This window comes from Solwaraspora sp. WMMA2065 (assembly GCF_030345075.1).
GTDB lineage: Bacteria > Actinomycetota > Actinomycetes > Mycobacteriales > Micromonosporaceae > Micromonospora_E.
This window is the reverse complement of record NZ_CP128361.1, coordinates 134,614-155,898: the sequence shown is the minus strand read 5'-3', so window position 1 is coordinate 155,898 and position 21,285 is coordinate 134,614. Positions and strand designations below refer to the sequence as shown.

At 72.6% G+C, this 21,285-nt stretch carries 19 protein-coding genes; 5 read left to right on the top strand and 14 right to left on the bottom strand.

Translation table 11 applies throughout. The annotated features are described in order from the left end of the window. Position 1: 1 nt before the first annotated feature. From O7610_RS00670 to O7610_RS00645, 6 genes are all read right to left on the bottom strand, one after another. On the bottom strand, positions 2 to 931 hold the full coding sequence (locus O7610_RS00670; protein WP_281553829.1) for an ABC transporter ATP-binding protein: 930 nt from the start codon (positions 929 to 931) through the stop codon (positions 2 to 4). A gap of 142 nt (positions 932 to 1,073) precedes the next feature. Beyond that, positions 1,074 to 1,262, bottom strand: a complete 189-nt coding sequence (locus O7610_RS00665; protein WP_281553828.1) for a thiazolylpeptide-type bacteriocin — start codon at positions 1,260 to 1,262, stop codon at positions 1,074 to 1,076. Between the two features lie 81 nt (positions 1,263 to 1,343). Further along, positions 1,344 to 1,532, bottom strand: a complete 189-nt coding sequence (locus tag O7610_RS00660) for a thiazolylpeptide-type bacteriocin (protein ID WP_281553827.1) — start codon at positions 1,530 to 1,532, stop codon at positions 1,344 to 1,346. 193 nt (positions 1,533 to 1,725) lie between these two features. After that, positions 1,726 to 2,655 (bottom strand): 3-methyladenine DNA glycosylase, encoded by a 930-nt coding sequence (locus tag O7610_RS00655; protein WP_475054803.1) that lies wholly within the window; start codon positions 2,653 to 2,655, stop codon positions 1,726 to 1,728. Between the two features lie 24 nt (positions 2,656 to 2,679). Next, positions 2,680 to 3,174, bottom strand: a complete 495-nt coding sequence (locus O7610_RS00650) for a hypothetical protein (RefSeq protein ID WP_289212446.1) — start codon at positions 3,172 to 3,174, stop codon at positions 2,680 to 2,682. Next, positions 3,171 to 6,605 (bottom strand): diguanylate cyclase, encoded by a 3,435-nt coding sequence (locus O7610_RS00645; RefSeq protein WP_289213543.1) that lies wholly within the window; start codon positions 6,603 to 6,605, stop codon positions 3,171 to 3,173. The genes O7610_RS00650 and O7610_RS00645 overlap by 4 nt, the downstream gene beginning before the upstream one ends. 326 nt (positions 6,606 to 6,931) lie before the next feature. Here O7610_RS00645 and O7610_RS00640 point away from each other — a divergent pair, with 326 nt between their 5' ends. Beyond that, positions 6,932 to 8,479, top strand: coding sequence for a S8 family serine peptidase (locus O7610_RS00640; protein ID WP_281553824.1), 1,548 nt, complete (start codon positions 6,932 to 6,934; stop codon positions 8,477 to 8,479). A 34-nt stretch (positions 8,480 to 8,513) separates the two neighbouring features. Here O7610_RS00640 and arfB read toward each other — a convergent pair whose 3' ends face one another. The 5 genes from arfB to O7610_RS00615 are packed head-to-tail and all read right to left on the bottom strand — an operon-like array spanning position 8,514 to position 12,945. Further along, complete coding sequence (gene arfB, locus O7610_RS00635) at positions 8,514 to 8,942, bottom strand: alternative ribosome rescue aminoacyl-tRNA hydrolase ArfB (RefSeq protein WP_281555491.1); 429 nt, start codon at positions 8,940 to 8,942, stop codon at positions 8,514 to 8,516. A gap of 46 nt (positions 8,943 to 8,988) precedes the next feature. Beyond that, a complete protein-coding gene (locus O7610_RS00630) occupies positions 8,989 to 9,885 on the bottom strand; it encodes a S1C family serine protease (protein WP_289212445.1) in 897 nt (298 codons plus the stop codon). Between the two features lie 50 nt (positions 9,886 to 9,935). Next, positions 9,936 to 10,898, bottom strand: a complete 963-nt coding sequence (locus O7610_RS00625) for a VWA domain-containing protein (RefSeq protein WP_281553822.1) — start codon at positions 10,896 to 10,898, stop codon at positions 9,936 to 9,938. Further along, entirely contained in the window at positions 10,895 to 11,902 is a 1,008-nt protein-coding gene (locus O7610_RS00620; RefSeq protein ID WP_281553821.1) for a DUF58 domain-containing protein, read from the bottom strand. Before O7610_RS00620 ends, O7610_RS00625 begins: the two co-directional genes overlap by 4 nt. Then, the gene (locus O7610_RS00615; RefSeq protein WP_348650097.1) at positions 11,899 to 12,945 is read right to left on the bottom strand and encodes an AAA family ATPase; all 1,047 of its coding nucleotides are present in this window, start codon (positions 12,943 to 12,945) and stop codon (positions 11,899 to 11,901) included. The genes O7610_RS00620 and O7610_RS00615 overlap by 4 nt, the downstream gene beginning before the upstream one ends. A 206-nt stretch (positions 12,946 to 13,151) precedes the next feature. On the opposite strand from O7610_RS00615, the gene O7610_RS00610 reads away from it, so the two are divergent. Then, on the top strand, positions 13,152 to 14,159 hold the full coding sequence (locus tag O7610_RS00610; RefSeq protein WP_289212444.1) for an endonuclease/exonuclease/phosphatase family protein: 1,008 nt from the start codon (positions 13,152 to 13,154) through the stop codon (positions 14,157 to 14,159). A gap of 55 nt (positions 14,160 to 14,214) precedes the next feature. Here the strand turns inward: O7610_RS00610 and cimA are convergent, their stop codons facing one another. Further along, positions 14,215 to 15,819, bottom strand: coding sequence for a citramalate synthase (cimA, locus tag O7610_RS00605; RefSeq protein ID WP_281553819.1), 1,605 nt, complete (start codon positions 15,817 to 15,819; stop codon positions 14,215 to 14,217). 336 nt (positions 15,820 to 16,155) lie between these two features. Here cimA and O7610_RS00600 point away from each other — a divergent pair, with 336 nt between their 5' ends. Then, positions 16,156 to 16,617 carry a PRC-barrel domain containing protein gene (locus O7610_RS00600; protein ID WP_281553818.1) on the top strand — a complete coding sequence of 154 codons (462 nt, stop codon included), beginning with the start codon at positions 16,156 to 16,158 and terminating at the stop codon, positions 16,615 to 16,617. Positions 16,618 to 16,636: 19 nt separating this feature from the next. Next, entirely contained in the window at positions 16,637 to 17,455 is an 819-nt protein-coding gene (locus O7610_RS00595) for a tyrosine-protein phosphatase (protein ID WP_475053733.1), read from the top strand. Positions 17,456 to 17,507: 52 nt separating this feature from the next. Here the strand turns inward: O7610_RS00595 and O7610_RS00590 are convergent, their stop codons facing one another. After that, complete coding sequence (locus O7610_RS00590; RefSeq protein ID WP_281555490.1) at positions 17,508 to 18,605, bottom strand: branched-chain amino acid aminotransferase; 1,098 nt, start codon at positions 18,603 to 18,605, stop codon at positions 17,508 to 17,510. A gap of 354 nt (positions 18,606 to 18,959) precedes the next feature. Beyond that, positions 18,960 to 19,991, bottom strand: coding sequence for a 3-isopropylmalate dehydrogenase (locus tag O7610_RS00585; RefSeq protein WP_289213542.1), 1,032 nt, complete (start codon positions 19,989 to 19,991; stop codon positions 18,960 to 18,962). Positions 19,992 to 20,212: 221 nt separating this feature from the next. On the opposite strand from O7610_RS00585, the gene O7610_RS00580 reads away from it, so the two are divergent. Next, positions 20,213 to 21,136: an FAD:protein FMN transferase gene (locus O7610_RS00580; RefSeq protein ID WP_281553816.1), complete on the top strand. Its 924-nt coding sequence runs from the start codon at positions 20,213 to 20,215 to the stop codon at positions 21,134 to 21,136. Positions 21,137 to 21,285: the final 149 nt, after the last annotated feature.

The window sequence follows — 21,285 nt, the reverse complement described above, 5'->3', positions numbered from 1 at the left end:
GTCAGGCCACCTTTTCGGCAACGCGGATCCCGGGCCGGGTGACGCCACCCGGGTCGGTGGACCGGCTGATCGTGCGGATCGCTTCCTCGAGGCCGACCCGTTCGACCCGGATGCCGGTGAACGGCACGTCGGCGCGGACCAGTGCCCGGACGGTGGCGTCCGGGTCGGCGGTGTAGATGTGGGTCCGGTTGCCGACGGTCTCCACCCGGTCGGCGGGGCCGGAGACGGCGATCGGCGGCAGCGCGCCGGTCACTTCGATGTCGACCAGGTGCAACCCGACCTCGGCGACCACCTCGGTAACCGCGCCGGTGCGGGCGATCTGCCCGCCGGTGACCACCACGACCTGTTCGGCGAGGTGTTCGGCCTCGGCCATGTCGTGGGTGGTGAGCAGCACCGCGCTGCCGGCGGCGGCGACGGCGGCGATCGCCGTCCACAGTCCGTCGCGGCTGTCGGCGTCCAGGCCGGTGGTCGGCTCGTCGAGGAAGAGCAGTTCGGGGCGGCCGACCAGGGCGGTGGCCAGGGCGACCCGGCGGCGCTGGCCACCGGAGAGGCTGCCGCACCGTTTGGTCAGGAACGGCCCGAGGCCGAGCTGCTCGACCAGGTCGGCGCGGGGCACCGGGTCCGGGTAGTGGGCGGCGACCAGGGCGAGGGTCTCGGCGACGGTGAGCCGCCAGGGCAACGCGGTGCGCTGCGGGGTGAGGCCGAGTCGGCCCTTGATCCGTACGTCGGCGGGATCCCCGCCGAGCACCTCGACCCGACCCGAGCCGGGGCGGCGCAGACCAGCGAGAATTTCGATCATGGTGGACTTGCCGGCGCCGTTGGGGCCGAGCACGGCGGTGACCCCGGCGGGCACCACGAGGGATACCGCGTCGAGCGCGACCACTTTGCCGTACGTCTTGGTGACACTGTCGAGACGGGCGAAGACTTCCACGAGCACTCCTTGGGCATGTGACGGGCGGAGGGGGCGCACCGCGCCCCCTCCGCTCGATCGAACTGACGTGATTCGCCCGGCCTCGGCTACCGGCAATCCCTGACACTGCCGGTGGTGCCCTCGGTCGGGGCGGTCGCTGGTGTCAGAGCGCGGGCTGCTCGATCTCGGCGCAGGAGGCGCAGCACGAGCTGGCGCCGCAGCAGGAGCTGGAGCTGCAGCTCGACGAGCCGGAGGAGGCACCGGTCTCGGGCAGCGCGGCCGAGTCGCGGATGGAGCTGACCGACAGCTCGTCCAGCTCGAGGTCTTCGACGTCGATGATCTCGTCGGACATGTGATGCACCTTTCGGGAGAGGTTCGCCCCGCACGGTCGGCGAGGACGTCGGTGACCGGCGCCGACGGTGGCGCCGGTGGATCAGGTGACGTAGCAGCAGGAGCAGGAGGCGCGACCGCCGTCACCGGCCGAGGAGGCGCCGGTCTCCGGCAACGCCACCGAGTCCCGCATCGCGGTGACGGTGAGTGGCCCGAGGTCCAGCCCGTCCACGTCGATGTCCAGGTCGTAGTCCTGGGTGGCACCCCAGGACGTCGACAGTTCCGCCAACATCGCGCACCTCCTTGTCGGCCCGGGAGCCGTTCGCTGGGCCGCTCCTTGACTTCCACCTGACGTTCTAGCTTGTTGCTGCGCTTGAGATTAGTTGAACGTCTAGGTCCGGTCAATCATTGGAGCTGACTGAATTAGGGCAGCGCTCAGCAGGTGGCCACGATTGGCGCAGAAAGCTGAGGGTGAGTCGGAAATGTCAGCTCAGCTGATCCGACTGACCAAACCCATCGAATCGGGCGATACACCGCAACAGGCGGTTCCGCAGTACTGCGGCCCGCTCGGCGAAATCCCGCTGCATCGTCGCGTACTCGGCCCGACCTGCCGCGGTCTCGATCCGCACCGGGGGATAGCCCAGCTCCCGCAGGTCGTACGGACTGGCCCGCATGTCCAGGTCCCGGATGTCACGGGCCAACTCGAAGCAGTCCACCACCAACTCGCCGGGCACCAGCGGACTCAACCGAAAGGACCACTTGTACAGATCCATGTTGGCATGCAGGCAGCCCGGTTGTTCGAAGTCGGCCTGGTCGGAGCGCTGCGGGGAAAACAGGTTCAGCGGCCGGGCCGCCGGGGTGAAGAATCGGTACGCGTCGAAATGGCTGCACCGGATCCGCTGGCCGTCGACGAACTCGGCGAGGCCGGCCGGACTCATCCGCAGCGGCCACCGGTGGTGGCGGACCTCGTCGGCGGGCTGCCGGTAGACCATCGCCCACTCATGCAGGCCGAAGCAGCCCAGGTGCGCCGGCCGGGCCGCGGTCCGGGCCAGCAGGTCCCGTACCCAGGTGACGAACTCGCCGCGCCGGGCCAACAGCCCGGCGGTGTCCACGGTGACCGCCACCCCGTCGCCGCTCGGAACCGTCCGGTAGTCCCGGCCCCACCGCGTCGGCTCGGTGTCGGCGAGCCGCACCCCCGCCCCCGGATGCCAGCGACGCAGCTGCGCCGGCCGGTACGCGTAGTAGGTGAACAGGAAGTCGGCGACCGGATGTGGCTCGCCCCGGCGGCGGCGTTCCAGGTGTGCGCCCACCAGCCGGTCGACGCGCTCGGCGTGCGCGTCGCGGCGCCGGGTCCAGGTAACCCGGTCGAGCAGGGTGTCGGTCACCACCCGACCAGGGTAGGCCGGCCCGGTCAGGCCGGCCCGCCAGGTCCGATCCGGTCAGGCCTCGTCGGCCGGCTCGTCGTCGAGCCGCGCGCCGGACCGCAGCACCGCGTCCGGCCGGCAGAGCACGCTCACCCGGTAGGACAGCCCCAGGTTGGACCAGATCTCACCGCTCAGGGACAGGCAGAGCCCGACACCGGGCTCGCCGTCGGGGTGCTCGAAGAAGTCGACCGTCGGCGCGGCGAGCGCGCCGACCAGCCCCTGGGTCTGCCGGGCGGTGGCGGCCACCTGCACCAGCCCGCCCGTCACCTGAATTTCCACGTCATCCAGGGCATCGACGGCGTACCAGTGGGTGTCCGGCAGGAACAGCTGCGCGTCCACGCTGCGGCGGGTGTAGTCGGGGCCGGCCAGGCCGGTGTCGTCCGCCGGGCGGTCACCGAGCCACGCGGTGCCGGCATAGTCGGTACGCAGCCGCTGCGCCTCGGAACGCCACTCGGTGACCAGGGTGTCGAGACGGGGTTGGGCGGCAAGGTGGACAGCTGCTTCGATCACCCCCGGGACCCTAGCACCGTGGCCGGGTCCCGGGGTCCCTCCGGTGCGCAGTCCAGTGCCTGGTCGACGACCAGGTCCAGCGGGGTGGCCACACCCGTGCACCAGGCGGCGTCGAACGCGTCAGGGGTCAACGCGCGCCGCGCGACGTCAAGGGCGGCGTCCCGCCGCTGCTGCACCGCCACCGGTGCGACCAGACCGAACCGGTAGCGCAACGAGTCGACCGCGGCGAGAATCCGTACCGCCAGGGCCGGGTCGTCGTCGACGGTCACCTCGGCCACCGTCTCCAACGAGGTGGACAGGTCCGCCCGGTCGCCCAGCTCGAACCGCCGTTCCAGGGCGGCGACGAACAACCGCAGTGCGGCCGGCCGGTCCCCGCCGGCCAGCTCGCACTGCCCGAGATGGTGCAGCGCGACCGCCTCGCCGAACAGGTCCCCCAGCCCGGTGGCCAGGTCGTGTGCTTCCCGGGCCACGGCTGCCGCGCCGGCCGGATCCGGCCGGGCCAGCAGGATCTCGGCCAGACAGGTCAGACCGAGCAGCACGCCGCGACTGTTGCCGGCCTCCCGCTCCAGCGCCAGGCACTGGTTGATGTGCCAGTCGGCGTCGGCGATGTCGCCGGTCCGCAGGCAGACCTTGGCGAGGTTGCCGAGCGCGATCGCCATGCCGGGCTTCGCCCCGAGCTCGCGCCACACCTCCAGTCCGTACCGGAAGTGTTCGCCGGCCTCGCCGTAGCGGCCGGCCAGCATCGCCGCGACGCCGAGGATGTTGCGGGCCTGCGCGGCGCCCTCGGCGTCGCCGGCCTGCTCGGTGAGGCGCAGGCACTCCTCGCCGAGCCGGGCGGCGGTGGCGGTGTCGTCCTGGGTGGCGGCCAGCACCGCCGCCGGATAGAGCAGTTGGCGACGGTGCTCCACGGCCAGCCCGGCGGGGGCGGAAAGCAGCCGGTCGAGCCACTGGCGGCCGTCGCGGATCTGGTTGCCGTTGCGCCAGTACCGCCACAGCCCCAGGCACAGCCGGGTCGCGGTGGCCAGGTCGTCGGCGGCGAGCGCGTACTCCAGCGCGGCCCGCAGGTCCGGGTAGTCGTGGTCGATCTCGTCCGCCCAGCGGCTCTGCTCCGGCCCGGCCATCCCGGCGGCCGCCCGGTCCGCCAGCCCGGCGCAGTACGCCAGATGGTTGCGCAGTTGCCGGGCCCGCTGCCCGGTGGTGCACAGCTGGCGGGCCCGGGCCTGGATGGTGTTCAGCATCGCGTACCGGCGGGTGCCGGACCGCCTGGTCACCGCCACCACCAGGCTCTTGCGGACCAACGCCTCCAACGCTTCGGCGACCCGGTCGACGGCCGCAGACCCCGCCGTGGCCGCAGCAGACCCCAGCCCGGCGACGGCGGCCACGGCTGCCGCCGTCGGCTCGGCGGTGAAGACGGCGGTCGCGGTGAACACGTCCTGGTGCGCCGGCTCCAGCAGGCCGAAACTCCAGTCGACCGTGCCATGCAGGGTCCGCTGGCGGGCCGGCCGGTCGCGTGGCCCGGGACCGAGCGGATCCAGATGCGGGCCGAGCCGGTCCAGCACCACCGCCGGGCTCAACTGGTCGGTACGCGCGGCGGCCAGTTCGATCGCCAGCGGCAGTCCGTCCAGCCGCCGGCACAGCTCCGCCACCGCCGGCAGCGCGTCAGCGGTCAGCCGGAAATCCGCGTCGGCAGCTCGGGCGAGCTGGTCGAACAGGGCGATCGCCGGATGCTGCGCCACCGCGCGGGCGGCGGCCGACGCCCCGCGCGGCAGGTCGTCGAGGCGGGGCAGCGGCAGCGGCAGCACCCGGTAGACCTGTTCGCCGTAGATCCCCAACGGCTCCCGGCTGGTGGCCAGCACCCGAACGCGCCCGGCGGCGGCCAGCAGCTGGCCCAACGGCGGTCCGGCGGCCAACGCCTGCTCCAGGTTGTCCAGCACCAGCAGCAACTCGGTGTCCGCGGTGTGGTTGACCACCGCGTCCAGCACCGCCTGCCCGGCGCGAACCGGCACGTCCAGCGCGGCGGCGACCGCGGTGAGCACCTCCGTCGCGGTGCGGCAGGCGGCCAGCGCCACGAAGCACACCCCGTCGTCGAACCGGGCCGCGAGACCGGCGGCCACCGACAGCGACAGCCGGGTCTTGCCGATCCCGCCGGCGCCGACGAGCGTGACCAGCCGGCTGGTCGCCAGCAGCGCGTCGATCCGGGCGACGTCGCGGTCCCGGCCGACCAGCGGGGTCAGCGGGGCCGGCAGCCGCACCCGCCGCCGTGGCCGGCCGAGCAGGTCCGGGCTCAACGTCCAGCCGCCGGTGCCGGAACCGACCAGGCCACGGCGGGCACGTACCCGGTCGAGTTCCCGGTCGGCGGCGGCCGGCAGCCCGCCGGTCTGCCGGACGAACCAGTTCACCAGGGTCCGGCTGGGCTCGCCGCGCAGCGCGGTCCGCAACCAGATCCGAGTCGTCGCCGGCGACCACGGGGCGAGCTCGATCTGCTCCAGCTCTGGCAGGTGCACACCGGACGGACCGACACCGGGCAGCGGTCCGGGACCGGTCACCGAGACCGGCTCGCCGGCACCGGCGGGCCCGGCCGGGCCGGCCGTCTCGGTGCTGGCCTGCACCAGCCCGAGCACGGCGGGCAGCAGCCGCGGACGGGACCAGACCCGCAGCAGGTGTGGGACCCGGTCGACGGCGGCGAGGTCGGCGATCAGCACCACCTGGTTGGCGAAGACCGGCAGCGGCAGCGGCTCCGGTTCGGGCGGCACCGTGACCACGGCGAACCCGCGCAACGCGGCCAGCCGGGCGGTCTCGACGAGGAAACGGGTGTGCCCGGCACCCCGCTGCCCGTGCACCCGGGCCGCGCCGCGGCCGGTCACCTGCAGCCGGGTCAGGAACTCGTGGGTACGGCGCAGCGCCTCGTCGCGCTCCCACAGCCGGGAGCCGCTCCCGTCGGTGATCTCCACGTCATCGGCGACGGCGCTGTCCCGCCCTCGCCGTTTGGCGAGATAGTTGCGCCGGTCAGCGTGGTCCAGCAGGTGTTCGGCGGTGGTGCCGTCCGCAGGTGCGCTCGCCACCCCGAGGCTGACCGTCAGGTGCAGCGGCGGGTCTCCGGAAAACTCGGTACTGCGGATCCGTTCGGTCAGCCGCAGGGCGAGCCGGACCGCCTCGGTGCGGTCGGTCTGCGGTAGCACCACGACGAATTCGTCGCCGCCGTAGCGGAACAGCACGTCCTGCGGCCGGCAGGTGGCGCGTACCCGCTCGGCGAGCTGGCGCAGCACCCGGTCACCGCGTAGGTGGCCGTAGACGTCGTTGACCGTCTTGAAGAAGTCGACATCGAACAGGAACACCCCGCAGGGATGCCCCGCCCGACCCAACTGGCGTCTGAGGAATGGATCAAGGGACGCGCGCGGACGGGCTCCCGTGACCGGATCGGTCGCCGCCACGTCGTACTTCTCACCGCCCTCGTCACCACCGGCGTGCCGGTCACCGGACCCGCCTGCCGCGACCTGGTGGGCCGACGGGCGTGTCGGCGTGGTTAACGGTGCCTCCACTACGGCACCACCGAATTGGATGCTATCCGTCGGTCACCGGGCATGGGAGTCCACCGGCCCGACGCACGTCCTGCACGATAGGGGGATGTTCGTTCTCAGCCGAGAGGTTTCTGCTACGTAACATGTCCACCGTGGTACCGGGAACGCGTCCTTATCGGATCGACTCTCCGGTAGCCATGATCTTGTTATTCGCCAGGAGGATCGCACCGGTGCCGACGATGAGCGCTGTACACCAACGGCGCGGATACCGAAAACAAATCGCTGCACTGTCGACGGTCGTGGTGCTCGCCGCCGCCGTGGCCGGCGGGTCGGCGACGCGGCCGGACGACGTGCCCGCGACGCGGCCGGGCACCGCACCGGCCGGGGACTTCGCCAGCCTGTGGAACGGCTCCCCCGGCATCGGCCAGGGCACCTCACTGGCCGACGTCCGGAGCATCGTCGGCGCGGACACCCCGGCGACGGCGGCACTGGACGGCACCGGGATCGGCATCGCGATGATCGACACCGGGGTGGTACCGGTCCCCGGCCTGCCGGCGAACCGGCTGGTCAACGGCCCGGACCTGTCCTTCGAGTCGCAGGCGACAAATCTGCGCTGGCTCGACACCTACGGACACGGCACCCACCTCGCCGGTGTACTGATCGGCGACGATCCGACCAGCGGCGCACGCGGGCTGGCACCGAAGGCGAAACTGACCTCGGTCAAGGTCGGTACGGCCAACGGCGCGGTCGACGTCTCACAGGTCATCGCGGCGGTCGACTGGGTCGTCACCAACCGCGACCACGACCCCACCCATCCGATCCGGGTACTGAACCTGGCGTACGGCTCCGCCGGCAACCCAGCCTTCTGGACCGATCCGCTGCACTTCGCCGTCGAACAGGCGTGGCACGCCGGGATCGTGGTCGTGGCGGCCGCCGGCAACGACGGCAACGGGTTCGGCCGGCTGGACAATCCAGCGACCAACCCGTACGTCGTCACGGTCGGCGCCAGTCTGACCAAGGGCACGCTGACCACCGCCGACGACGAACTCGCGCCGTTCACCAACCTCGCCACCGCCGGCCGGCAACTGGATCTGCTGGCTCCCGGCGAATCGGTGCTGTCGCTGCGTAACCCGGGCTCCAACGTCGACAACCACTACCCCGGTGCCCGGGTCGGCAGCACCCTGTTCCGGGGCACCGGCACCTCGCAGGCGGTCGCGGTCACCTCGGCCGTCGCCGCGCTGCTGCTCCAAGCCAAGCCGTGGCTGACCCCGGACGAGGTCAAGCAGGTGCTGGTGGAGAGCGGCACCTTCCTGCCCACCGGCGGGGGCGCGAACCTCGGTCTGCGCAGCATCAACCTGCAGACGGCGCTGACCTACACCCCGGTGTGGCAGCCGCAGCAGTGGACAAGGTCCGACGGACACGGCCCGATCGACGCGTCCCGGGGCACCAGCCGGGTGGCCCGCAACAACGTGACGCTGCAGGGCGAGCAGAGCATCTTCGGCCCGTTCAGCAGCCCGGCCTGGGCCAGCCAGTCCGCGGCCCGGACCGCCTGGTCCGGCGGCGTCTGGCTGGGCCACCGGATGGCCGCGGACGGCTGGACCGGCACCTCCTGGGCCAGTCGCACCTGGGGCGGCGCGGCCTGGACCTCGCCGTCCTGGGACGGCTCTGGGTCCTGGGTGGACCCCGCCTGGTCGAGCCACTTCTGGTCCACCGGATCGTGGACGCCGGGCGACTGGGGATCGCACTTCTGGTCCACCGACAGCTGGGCCAACGCCTGCTGGTGCTGACCGGGCCGAATAGCTGACCAGGCCGCGTACCGGGTCAGTCAGGATCGCCGCGGCGCAGACGCTTCGTCTGCGCCCGGCGTTTCTTGTCGCTGATCCGCCGTTCCTTCGCCGCCCGGGACGGCCGGGTCGGCCGCCGCGGCGGCGCCGGCGGCGCGATCGCCTCCCGCAGCAGCGCGGACAACCGGTCCCGGGCCGCGGCCCGGTTCGCCAACTGGTTGCGGTGCTCGCTGGCGGTGACCGTCAACACCCCGCCGACCAACCGACTGGCCAGCCGCTGCACCGCCCGCTGGCGCAGCCACGACGGCAGCGCGGTCGAGCCGGCGACGTCGAACGACAGCTCGACCCGCGAGTCCGCCGTGTTGACACCCTGGCCGCCGGGTCCGGACGAACGGGAGAACCGCTCGGTCAACTCGCCCGCCGGGATCACCACCGAGTCGGTGACCCGCATCTCGCCTGCCGCCATCATCCGACAGTACCGCCGCCCTCGGCGCCGACCACCTGGGCGGTGGTCAGCCGCCCCGCCGGATGATCTCGTCGGCCGTCTGCTCGGCCCGGTGGATCGGGATGGCGAAGCCGATGCCGATCGACCCGACACCCTCCAACGTGGCGATGGCGGTGTTCACCCCGATCACCTCGCCGTCGACGTTGACCAGCGGCCCGCCCGAGTTGCCGGGATTGATCGACGCGTCGGTCTGCACCGCGGTCTGCCGCCCGCCGTTGCCGAGCATCACCTCACGGTCCAGGGCGCTGACAATCCCGGCGGTGACCGTGCCGGATAGGCCGAGCGGGGAGCCGACCGCCAGGACCGACTCTCCGACCTGGGTGGCGCCGGGCTGGGCCAGGGCCAGCGGACGAAGACCGGCGGACGACGGCACCCGCAGCACCGCGATGTCGCTGCCCGGGTCCCGGCCGACCACCTCGGCGACGAGCCGCCTACCGTCCTGGGCGACGACGCTGACCTGGTGGCCGTTGAGCGGAGTCCCCGGTTCGCTGTCGCCGTCCAGGATGTGGTCGTTGGTGATGATGTGATGCTGGTCGTCGATCGCGAAGCCGGACCCGCCGGATATCATGCTGCCCCGCTCGACCTGGACCGACACCACACCGGGCAGCACCTTGGCCGCCGCCGCCACCAGGTCCGGCGACACCCCGGGGGTGGCCGACGGCGACGGCAGCGCCGCCGGCTGTCCCGCGTCGCCGCCCCGGCCGGCGACCACCGCGCCGGCCAGCCCGCCGGACGCCGCCGACAGGGTGAGCACCGCGGCGACGGTCAGCAGCCGGCGGCGCCACCGTCGCGGCGGGGTCGGTGCCGGCGGTACGGCGGAGCCGTCCAGCCCCGGCCAGCGGTCCGCGTCCGGCGAGACGAACCACGGGCCACGCGGCTCGCCCAGCCCGGTGGGCACAGTCATCGGCTCCTCCTCAGGTCCAGGTCGGGTCTCGCGGGGGGGGGTGACGCGGGTCAGGGCAGCCGGGAGAACCACAACAGCGAGGTCCCGGCGGCAGCCACGGCGAGCAGCAGACCGAATCCGATGAACCGGGCCGACACGTCGGCCAGCTCCAGCCGGTAGCCGACCGAGGTGCCGATGTCGGCGTACACGGCACTCAACTGGCTGCTGCTGGCCGCCTCGTGGTAGGCACCGCCGGTCAACTCGGCCACCGCTTCGAGGTTCTCGCCGTCCACCGGCACCCGCAGCGGCCGGCCGCCGCCGTAGTCGATGTAGCCGGCGGCGGTCCCGACCGAGATGGTGTCGATCGGGATCCCGGCCTCCACCGCCTCGGCCGCCGCCGATTCCGGCGACCGCCCGGACGTGTTCGCCCCGTCGGACAGCAGCACGATCCGCGCCGGTGGGATCTCCTCGGCGGCCTGCGCGTCCAGCGACCGGATCGCCTCCAGCGACGTCTTGATCGCCTCGCCGATGGCGGTGCCCTGGGCCCCGGTGATCCCTTCGGCGAGCCGGTCGATGCCGGCTCCCAGCGCCTCCCGGTCGGTACCCGGCCCGACCAGCACCGAGGCGTTGCCGGCGAACGCCACCAGGCCGACGTTGAACTGCGCCGGCAGATCGCCGACGAACTCGTGCGCCGACCGTTTCGCCGCGCCGAGCCGATCCGGCCGTACGTCGTTGGCCAGCATCGAGGTGGACACGTCCACCGCGACCATCACCGTGGCTCGTTCCCGGGGCACCCGGACCTCGTCCATCGGCCGGGCGAACCCGGCCACCAGCAACGCCAGCATCGCCAGGAACAGGCCGGCCGGCAGGTGCCGACGCCAGGCCGGACGCTGCGGCGCCACCCGGTCCAGCAGCCGCAGGTTGGTGAACCGAACCGCGTACCGGGCACCGCGCCGCTGCATCAGCAGATAGCCGCCGGCCAGCGCGGCAACCGCGGCGAGCAGCCACAGCCGCTCCGGGGACTGCCACGTCATCGGTCTCCTCCTGCCGGTACCGGGGCGGGGCGGGCCGGCGGGCAGCCGGCCAGTTGCCGTTGGCGGTGCACGTGCCGGACTATGTCGGCCACCCAGTCCCGGTCGGTACGCAGCGCCAGATGGGCCGCGCCGGACCGGCGGATCGCCCCGGCCACCTGGCCACGCTGCTCGGCGGCGGCCTCGGCGTACCGTCGCCGCAGGTCCCGGCTGGCGGTGCTGATCTCCCGCCGACGGCCGGTCTCCGGGTCCTCGACGGTGATCACCCCGACGTCGGGCAGGTCGAGTTCCCGGGGGTCGGTGACCTCGATCGCCAGCACCTGGTGCCCGGCGGCGAGCCGGCGCAGCGGCCGTTCCCAGTCCGGCCGGTCGGCCGGGTCGTCCGGCAGTCCGTCGAGGAAGTCGGAGACCACCACCGCCAGCCCGCGCCGGGTGGCCGCCCGCCGGAGCCCGTCGATCCCGTCGGCCAGCGGCGGCGGCGCGTCCCGGCCGGACCGGTCGGCCGGTACGCGGGGCGCCGCGAGCAGCGCACGGAGCAGGTGCAGCAGATGGTCCCGGCCGGTGCGGGCCGGGAACCGGCGGATGCCGCCCGCCCCGATCAGCTGCGCCCCGACCGCGTTGCCGGTGCCGGCGGTCAGGAAGCCGACCGCGGCGACCGCCGCCACCGCCAGTTCCCGCTTCTCCAGCTCACCGGTGCCGAAGTCCATGCTGGCCGTCCCGTCGACCAGCAGCCAGCAGGTCAGCTCCCGGTCGGCGTCGACCTCGCGGACGTGCGGCACGGTGGTCCGGGCGGTGACCGCCCAGTCCATCCGGCGTACCTCGTCCTCGCCGGGCCGGTACTCCCGGCTGCCGGCGGGTTCGCTGCCGGCGCCGGGCAGCAGACCCAGGTGCTGCCCGTGCAGCAGGCCGTCCAGCCGCCGGGTCACGGTCAGCTCCAGCCGGCGCAGCGGGTCCGGTGGGGTCAGCTCCGGCAGGGTGGCCGGGCCGGGCGGGCAGTCGCCAGTCACGCGACGGCCGCCAGTCCGGGTCGCTGGTCGTGGGCCGGCGCGATCCGCGGCGGCGGGACCACCTGGATCAGCCGGCGGACGATCGACCCGGCGTCGACGCCGTCCGCGACCGCGTCGAAGGAGAGCACCAGCCGGTGGGCGAGCACGTCGGTGGCGAGTTCCCGGACGTCCTCGGGCAGCACGTAGTCGCGGCCGCGCAGCAGTGCCAGGCCCCGGGCGGCGGCGACCAGACCGAGGGTGGCGCGCGGGCTGGCACCGTACGCCAGCAGCCCGGTCAGCTCCGGCAGCCCGAACAGTTGCGGGCGGCGGGTGGCCAGCACCAGCCGGACGATGTACTCGGCGAGCGCGTGGTGGACGAACACCTCCCGGGCCTGCTGCTGCATCGCGCACAGGGTGGCCGCGTCCAGCACCTGGCGGGGCTGCGGGCGGTCCACCCCCATCCGGTAGAGGATGCCGAGCTCCTCCTCGTCGGTCGGGTAGTCGACCACGACCTTCATCAGGAACCGGTCCCGTTGCGCCTCCGGAAGCTGGTAGACGCCTTCGGACTCGATCGGGTTCTGGGTGGCCAGTACCAGGAACGGGTCCGGCACCGGGTAGCTGCGGCCGCCGATCGAGACCTGCCGCTCGGCCATCGCCTCGAGCAGCGCCGACTGCACCTTGGCCGGCGCCCGGTTGATCTCGTCGGCGAGCACCAGATTGGCCATCACCGGCCCGAGTTCGACGTCGAACGACTCGGTCGACGCCCGGTAGATCCGGGTGCCGACGATGTCGGAGGGCACCAGGTCGGGGGTGAACTGGATCCGGGAGAAGCTGCCGCCGACGGCGACCGCGAGGGTCTGCGCCGCGAGGGTCTTGGCGATCCCCGGTACGCCCTCCAGCAGGCAGTGTCCGTTGGCGAGCAACGCGGTGAGTAGCCGCTCGACCAGCCGGTCCTGCCCGACGATCACCCGTTTGACCTCGAACAGCGTCTGCTCCAGTGCGGCCGCGGCCGGAGCGGCGTCGGCTGGCTGTTCCGTACTGACTTGTGGCTCGGTCGTCGTCATCGCACCGTCCTTGACGCTGGTCGCCAATCGCCGGTCGGCCCCGACGGTGCGGGGCCACTGCGGCGCCGGCGCAGGGGTGCCCCGGATCGGGCCGTTCTAACGCCGGGATCCGTCGCCGACCGGGTGATTGACCGGCCGGGGTGGTAGGACCGACACCGAACCGGGGTGGCAGGTCCGACGCCGGTCACACCGGATACCGTTCCGGCGTGACCGCGCCACAGACCAGTTCCACCCCGCAACCCCCGGCCAGCACCAGGCGCCGCCCGGCCGGTTGGCTGGTGTGGCCGGTGGTGCTGCCGGGGCTGCTCTGGGCGGTGCTGCGGCTGGCCGGCTGGGAGTCCGGCCCGCTGGTGCAGCTGCTCGCGTTCACCCCGTACGTGGCGGCCTGGACGGTTGTCCCGCTGGCGGTGGTGGTCTGGTCCCGGCGGTGGTGGGCCAGCGGTGCCGCGCTGCTGGCGGTGGTGTCGTTGGCCGTCGCGGTGCTGCCCCGGGCGGTGCCGGACGGCGGCCGGACCGCGACCGCCGCCGACGGGGTCACGGTCCGGGTCGCCACGGCCAACCTGCTGGCCGGGGCGGCGGACCTGACGGTGCTGATGGAGTTGCTGCGCCGGGAGCGGGTGGACGTGCTGGCGATGCAGGAGTTCACTCCGGCGGCCGAGGCCGAGCTGGACCGGCTCGGCGTCGGCGACCTGTTGCCGTACCGCCGGGCCGATCCGGAGGTGGGGACCACCGGGTCGGCGGTCTACGCGCGCTGGCCGGTCACCGACGACGGGGTGCGGCGCAACGTGGGCGGCTTCGCCCAGTCGTACGGCACGGTCCGCCCGCCGGGCAGCGGGCCGGTACGGGTCGAGTCGGCGCACCCGATGGCGCCGTTCGCGCTGCACACCCTGTCGTCGTGGCGGGCCGACCTGGCCGGACAGCCCCGCCCCGACCCGCAGGGCCCGCCGCGAATCCTGGCCGGCGACTTCAACGCCACCCTGGACCACGCGGCGCTGCGCCGGCTGATCGCGGCAGGCTACGTCGACGCCGCCGACGCGACCGGCGACGGGCTGGTCGGCACCTGGGGGCCGTACAGCGGTAGCCCGATCCCGCCGGTGACGCTGGACCGGGTGCTGGTGGACGACCGGATCGGGGTGCGGTCGGTGACCGTGCACCGGGTGCCCGGCAGCGACCACCGGATGGTCGTCGCCGGGCTGGTGCTGCCGGCCGCTTGACCTGGACCGCCCGCCCGGGGCCAGGGCAGGTCACCGGTGGCCCCGGGCCGGCAGGTCAGACGCCAGTGGTGGTCCGGCTGCGGGCCAGTCCGTAGGTGAGCGCGTCGACCAGGGCGTGCCAGCTGGCCTCGACCACGTTCTCGTGCACCCCGACGGTGGTCCAGTCCCGGGCGTTGCCGTCGACCGTCTCCACCAGCACCCGGGTGATCGCCCCGGTGCCCTGGCTGCCTTCCAGGATCCGCACCTTGTAGTCGGCCAACCGGAAGTCGGCCAGGTCCGGGTAGTGGCTGCGCAGCGCCACCCGCAACGCCTCGTCGAGGGCGTTGACCGGGCCGTTGCCCTCGGCGGTGGCGATCACCCGCTCGCCGCGTACCCGGACCTTGACGGTGGCCTCGGAGACCACCGCGCCGTCCTCGCGGTGCTCCACCAGCACCCGGTAGGACTCCAGGGCGAACGGCCGGGTGGTGACGGCACCGGTGTCGGCCGCCAACTCGGAGCGGACCAGCAGCTCGAACGAGGCGTCGGCGGCTTCGAAGGACCAGCCGCCGGCCTCCAGCTCCTTGACCCGCTTGGTGACCCGGGACAGCGCGTCCGGATGGCCGGCCAGGTCGACACCGAGTTCACGACTCTTCAACTCGATGCTGGCCCGGCCGGCCATCTCGGTCACCAGGATCCGCATGTCGTTGCCGACAACCGACGGGTCGACGTGGTTGTACAGCAACGGATCCACTTTGATCGCACTCGCGTGCAGCCCCGCCTTGTGGGCGAAGGCGGCGGCCCCGACGTAGGCCTGGTGGGTGTCGGGGGCGATGTTGGCGATCTCGGCGATGGCGTGCGAGACGCGCACCATCTGTTCCAGGCAGCCGTCCGGTAGGACCGGCAGCCCGAGCTTGAGTTGCAGGTTGGCGACGACGGCGAACAGGTCGGCGTTGCCGGGGCGTTCGCCGTACCCGTTGGCGGTGCCCTGGAAGTGCCGGACGCCCGCCTCGACGGCGGCGATGGTGTTGGCCACCGCGCAGGAGGTGTCGTTCTGGCAGTGGATGCCGAGCCGGTCGGCGCTCAGCCCGGTCCGGTCGACCAGATCGGCGATCGCCGCGCCGATCTGTGACGGCAGCATCCCGCCATTGGTGTCGCACATCACCACGACCTCGGCGCCGGCGGCGGCCGCCGCGCTGACCACCGAGGCGGTGTACGCCGGGTCGTGCCGGAAGCCGTCGAAGAAGTGTTCGCAGTCGAGGAAGACCCGCCGGCCCTCGGCGACGAAGTGCGCGACCGTGTCGGTGACCATCGCCAGGTTCTCCGCGCCGGTGGTGCGCAGCGCCCGTTCGACGTGCCGGATGTCGGACTTGGCGACCAGGCAGACCGCTGGTGTCTCGGCGTCGAGCAGGGCCCGTACCTGCGGATCGTCGGCGACCTTGACGCCGGCCTTGCGGGTGGCACCGAACGCGACGAGTACGGCGTGCCGCAGATCGAGTTCGGTGCGGGCTCTGCGGAAGAACTCGGTGTCCTTCGGCATCGCGCCGGGCCAGCCGCCCTCGATGAAGCCGACGCCGAAGTCGTCCAGCAGCCGCGCGACGGCGAGTTTGTCGACCACCGAGTAGCTGATGCCCTCACGCTGCGCACCGTCGCGCAGAGTCGTGTCATAGACCTGGAAAGTCATCTCGATCCTTTCGACGGACGTCCCGTACCACCCGCTGCTCGCGCCGGGCCGTCCCCACCCGCTCGTCCGGCCGACCTCGTACGGCCAACAAAAAGACCCCCCGCGGATGCGGGAGGTCTGCGCGCTCGGCGGACGGTTGCCGGGCGCGCTAACTGCCAATAATGAGTACGAGGCGAGTCACGCAGGGTACTTTGCCACCGACCGCGCCCGGACCGGTAGTCGAATCCACATCGCGGGACAGTGGGACCGTCCGAGGTCAGGTGTACCGATCGAGCGCCATGGGTATTCCTGGGACGACGACGCAGTCAGTTCCGCCGAGCGAGGGAGTGACCTCCGATGGACAGGCTCGATCCGCAACACACCGCACTGACGGGGCCGGCCGGTGGTCAGGGTGACGTCGTGGGCGGCACCCCGGCCGGCACGTTCGACCCGTGGCGCTACCGCGACGACGCGGGGGTCGACGGCGCCAACCTGGCCGGCTACCACGTCGAGGCGACCGACGGCGGCATCGGCAAGATCGACTCCGCCACCGAAGAGGTGGACGGCAGCCATCTGGTGGTCGACACCGGGCCGTGGATCTTCGGCCGGAAGGTGATGCTGCCGGCCGGGGTGGTCAACCACGTCGACCACGACGAGCAGAAGGTCTACGTCGACCGCGACAAGAGCCAGATCAAGGACGCCCCCGAGTACGACGGGACCAGCTCGACAGATCCGGCGTACCGCGACAAGCTGAGCGCCTACTACGGCGGTGCCACCGGCACCCCGGTCCCGCCGATGGCGCCGGGCCGGATCATCTGACCCGGTGACGACCCACCCGGTGCGGGTGGCCGGTGCGGGTGGCACCGGCTACCCGCACCGTTTACCGGTGTCGGTCGGGCTGGCTACCGTAGGATCCATGACTGCCGCCGCCACCCGCTCGTTGGCCTTCGCGACCATGTTCAACTTCCGCGACATCGGGGGCTACCCGGGGCTCGACGGCCGTACGGTCCGCTGGCAGCGGATCTACCGGGCCGACTCGCCGCACCGGCTCGACGCCGACGACGCGGCGGCGTTCGACGCGCTCGGCGTACGGACCGTGATCGACCTGCGCCGGCCGCACGAGGTCGAGACGTACGGACGGATCCCGCCAGCGGACGGCTTCGAATACCACAACATCCACCTACGGCACCAGGACTGGGGCGAGATCCCCTACCAGCCGGATCAGGGTGCCGCCCGCTACCTGGCCGACCGCTACCACGATCTGACCGAGCAGGCCGCGGATGGCTTCGTCGCGGCGATCTCGCTGCTGGCCGAGGCACGGACCGCACCGGCGGTGGTGCACTGCATGGCCGGCAAGGACCGCACCGGGCTGGTCTGCGCGATGACGCTGTCCCTGCTCGGGGTCCGGGATTCGGTGATCGCCGAGGACTACGCGTTGAGCAACGCCGGCAGCGAACGGCTGCTCGCCTGGCTGCGTACCCAGGCCGGCAACGACCATCTGGTGCCGGTGCCGTTCTTCTCCTGCCCGGCCGAGGCGATGCAGACGTTCCTCACCGAGCTGCGGCAGCGGCACGGCTCGGTTGAGGGGTACCTGCGCGCAGCCGGGCTGCCCGCAGACCGGATCACGGCGTTGCGCGACCACCTGTTGACCCAGTGACCGGATGACGTGGTGACCGGGCCGGGGCCCGGTCACCACGTCACGGCGCTGCTCAGAACACCCGGTGCACCCAGCCGTCCGGGTCGGCGCCCCGGCCCCGCTGCAGGTCGACCAGGCTCTGCCGCAGCGCCATGGTGACCTCCCCCGGCCCGCCGTCGGCCACGGTGAACTCGCCGTCGGCCGAGCGGACCCGGCCGATCGGCGTGATCACCGCGGCGGTGCCGCAGGCGAACGCCTCACGCAATCTGCCGCTGGCCGCGTCGGCCTGCCACTGGGCCAGGCTGACCGGCTGTTCCACGACCTGGTGACCGGCCCGGCGGGCCAGGGTGATCACCGACTCGCGGGTGATGCCCGGCAGGATCGCGCCGGTCAGCGGCGGGGTGACCAGCGAACCGTCGTCGTAGACGAAGAAGACGTTCATGCCGCCGAGTTCGTCGACGTACTGCCGTTGCACCGCGTCGAGGAAGACCACCTGGTCGCAGCCGTGCTCGATCGCCTCTGCCTGGGCCACCAGCGAGGCGGCGTAGTTGCCCCCGCACTTCGCGGCCCCGGTACCGCCCGGGGCGGCCCGGGTGTAGACCGAGGACGCCCAGACCGTCACCGGTTTGACGCCGCCGGAGAAGTAGGAACCGACCGGTGAGGCGATCACCGCGTAGAGGTACTCGCGGGCCGGCCGGACACCGAGGAAGACCTCACTGGCGAACATGAACGGTCGCAGGTAGAGGCTGCCGTCGTCACCGGCGGGAATCCACTGTCGATCAATCGTGATCAGGTGCCGCAGCGAGTCGAGGAAGACCTGCTCCGGCAGGGCCGGCATCGCCATCCGGGCACCGGAGGCGATGAACCGCGCCGCGTTGGCGTCCGGGCGGAACAGGGTCACTCCCCCGTCCGCAGCGTGGTAGGCCTTCAGTCCTTCGAAGATTTCCTGGGCGTAGTGCAGCACCGCGGTCGCCGGATCCATCGGGATCGGCGCCCGTGGCTCCACCCGGGCGTCGTACCAGCCCTTGCCCTCGGCGTACCGGACGGTGACCATGTGGTCGGTGAAGATCTGACCGAACCCGGGATTGGCCAGCAGCGCGGCGCGTTCCGCGTCGGCTACCGGGTGTGGATTCGGACGGATCTCGAATTCGAGTTTGTCACCGCCGATCATCGGGCTGACCTCCATGGCGAGAAAGCGACGAAGCTGTGTGTCATGCAACTTACCCCGAACGTTCGTTCAGCGGGAACCGGCACGACGGCCGGTAGGTCCGCCACCTGGTGATTGGCCGTCGGCGGTGGCGTCGACGGCCGAGGTACGTCGGCGCGCCGACCGGCACGGGGCACCCGGATCGATCCGCGCATCGGCGCGTGAATCGACGGAGGCCGTACCGGTCGGGCTCGACGGAGGACGGCGCGGATCCGGCCGCCGACGCGCGTGACGTGGGCGGACACCGGTCCGCACGGCCGGTGCGCGGTGTGGCAACGGCGAGGCTCGACCGGCGGTACGCGGGTCGAGCGGTTGGGCTCAGCCCACCGCGTGAGCGGCCAGCCGATCGCCGATCTCGGCGGTACGCAGCGTGGCTCCCGGAGCGCGGGAGGCCAACTCGGCCGCGACCGCCCTGGCTACTCGCTCGGCCGATTCAGGGTGACCGAGGTGGTCGAGCAGTAGCGACGCGGACAGCACGGCGGCCACCGGGTCGGCGACGCCCTTGCCAGCGATGTCCGGCGCGGAGCCGTGCACCGGCTCGAACATCGACGGGTAGCGGCGTTCCGGGTTGATGCAGCCGCTGGCCGCCAGTCCGATGCCGCCGGTCACGGCAGCGGCGATGTCGGTCAGGATGTCACCGAACAGGTTGTCGGTGACCACCACGTCGTAGCGCTGGGGCTGGGTGACCATGAACATGGCCGCGGCGTCGACGTGCTGGTACTCGGTCTCGATGTCCGGGAAGTCGGCCTTGACGGCGGCGAAGGTCCGCGACCACAGCGACCCGGCGTGGGTCAGCACGTTGGTCTTGTGCACCAGGGTGACCTTGCGCCGCTCCCGGCGCGCGGCGCGGGTGAAGGCGTCCCGGATCACCCGCTCCACCCCGTGCCGGGTGTTGAGGCTCTCCTCGGTGGCGACCTCGGCGGGGGTGTCGCGGTGCATCGTGCCGCCGGCCCCGGTGTAGAGGCCCTCGGTGCCCTCGCGAACCACGACGAAGTCGATCTCGCCCGGCTTGACGCCCCCGAGTGGGCTGGCGGTGCCGGGCCAGAGCCGGGACGGACGCAGGTTGACGTACTGGTCGAAGGCGAACCGCAGCTTGAGCAGCAGGCCGCGCTCCAGTACTCCGGGCGGGACGCTGGGGTCGCCGACCGCGCCGAGCAGGATGGCGTCGTGACCGGCGAGTTCGTCCAGTACCGAGTCGGGCAGCACCTCGCCGGTGCGGTGGTAGCGGGCGGCGCCGAGGTCGTACTCGGTCGCCTCGACGCCGGGCAGCACCGCGTCGATGACCTTCCGGGCCTGCGCGGTCACCTCGGATCCGATGCCGTCGCCGGCCACGACCGCGATCCGCGCCATCGCCACGTCAACTCCCTCGTCTGCTCCGTCGACCGCCTAGCGCACGTTAAGCGATCGTCCCGGAAATCGGTACGTCGGTCCCAGGATACGGACGTTACCCGCTGGTCGAGGAGTCCCGCGCCGCCCAGGGGGGGCACACAGCCGGGCTTAACACCATACTTACCTCGGACGGCTACTGTAGGTGAAGACCGGATCCGGGCACCGGCGAAGGAGAATCGACGATGCTGGCGTACCGCGCCGCCCAGCCGGAACCGCCCGATCTGCGGATCGGTCCGACGCCGGGAGCCGGCGCCCCGACCGGGTCGTCCGGCACCGCCACGGCGACGGACGGCAACCGCCCGGCCGGCCAGCTGGTCGCCCGGCACACCGTCGCCACGTCCACCACCGAGTACCAGCTCGTTCTGGTGGGCAGCGAACGGATCGGCCGGCGTGGGCTGAGCGAGGCGATCGGCGACGCGGTCGCGGAGCTGCGGGCGATCGACGTGACGTACAGTCCGCTGCGGCCGAACAGTCTGGTTTCGCTGCTGCGCCGGGGTGAGGTCGCGGCCGAGGTCTATCCGCCGCTGGCCGATATCGTGCACCGGTGCGAGGCGATGCGGGTGGCCACCGAGGGCTGGTTCGACCCGTGGGCGGTGCCCGGTGGGTTCGACCCGGCCGGCATGATCAAGGGCTGGGCCATCGAGCGGGCCGCTGGTCGGTTGCGCGCCGCCGGAATCACCGAATACGCCGTGGTCAGCGGCGGTGATCTGGTGGTACGCGGACGCGCCCCGCACGGCGGACCGTGGCGGATCGCCCTGCAGCAGCCGCTGTCCGCAGACACCGGCGACGGCCCGGCCGGCGCCACGCCGGGCAGCCAGCCGACCACCGTGACCATGGTGGACGGAGCGATCGGGACCAGCGGACTGACCGCCGGCAGCCGAAAGGTCGTCGACCCGCACACCGGGGCCGTAGTGGAGCGGGACAGCGCCGCCATGGTGATCGGCGCGGACCTCGCGGTGGCCGACGGCTACGCGACCGCGCTGTTCGCCGCCGGACCCGCCGGCCGCGACTGGTTTCCTACAGTGGACGGATACCACGTACTGGACCTGGTCGGCGAAAGAAGATCGCCCCCTGGCGCGGCCCACCCCCGTGATCTCGGCAAATGACCACGGGAGCGGGCCGGCGACACGTGCGCTCAGCTCGCGCACCGGGGGTGCAGTCACCCGGGAGACCACGGCCCGGCCGGAACGTCACCCGAAGACGCGACCGGCGCCGGAGCAACTCCTGAGCAACCGCACCGCCACGCTATCGATTC

Excerpts from the sequence above, each read along its gene's own strand:
- O7610_RS00625 (WP_281553822.1), bottom strand. The coding sequence starts at position 10,898 with ATGACGTGGCAGTCCCCGGAGCGGCTGTGGCTGCTCGCCGCGGTTGCC.
- O7610_RS00640 (WP_281553824.1), top strand. The coding sequence starts at position 6,932 with ATGAGCGCTGTACACCAACGGCGCGGATACCGAAAACAAATCGCTGCA.
- O7610_RS00660 (WP_281553827.1), bottom strand. The coding sequence starts at position 1,532 with ATGTTGGCGGAACTGTCGACGTCCTGGGGTGCCACCCAGGACTACGAC.
- O7610_RS00665 (WP_281553828.1), bottom strand. The coding sequence starts at position 1,262 with ATGTCCGACGAGATCATCGACGTCGAAGACCTCGAGCTGGACGAGCTG.
- O7610_RS00615 (WP_348650097.1), bottom strand. The coding sequence starts at position 12,945 with ATGACGACGACCGAGCCACAAGTCAGTACGGAACAGCCAGCCGACGCC.
- O7610_RS00600 (WP_281553818.1), top strand. The coding sequence starts at position 16,156 with ATGGACAGGCTCGATCCGCAACACACCGCACTGACGGGGCCGGCCGGT.
- O7610_RS00590 (WP_281555490.1), bottom strand. The coding sequence starts at position 18,605 with ATGATCGGCGGTGACAAACTCGAATTCGAGATCCGTCCGAATCCACAC.
- cimA (WP_281553819.1), bottom strand. The coding sequence starts at position 15,819 with ATGACTTTCCAGGTCTATGACACGACTCTGCGCGACGGTGCGCAGCGT.
- O7610_RS00585 (WP_289213542.1), bottom strand. The coding sequence starts at position 19,991 with ATGGCGCGGATCGCGGTCGTGGCCGGCGACGGCATCGGATCCGAGGTG.
- O7610_RS00630 (WP_289212445.1), bottom strand. The coding sequence starts at position 9,885 with ATGACTGTGCCCACCGGGCTGGGCGAGCCGCGTGGCCCGTGGTTCGTC.
- arfB (WP_281555491.1), bottom strand. The coding sequence starts at position 8,942 with ATGGCGGCAGGCGAGATGCGGGTCACCGACTCGGTGGTGATCCCGGCG.
- O7610_RS00580 (WP_281553816.1), top strand. The coding sequence starts at position 20,213 with ATGCTGGCGTACCGCGCCGCCCAGCCGGAACCGCCCGATCTGCGGATC.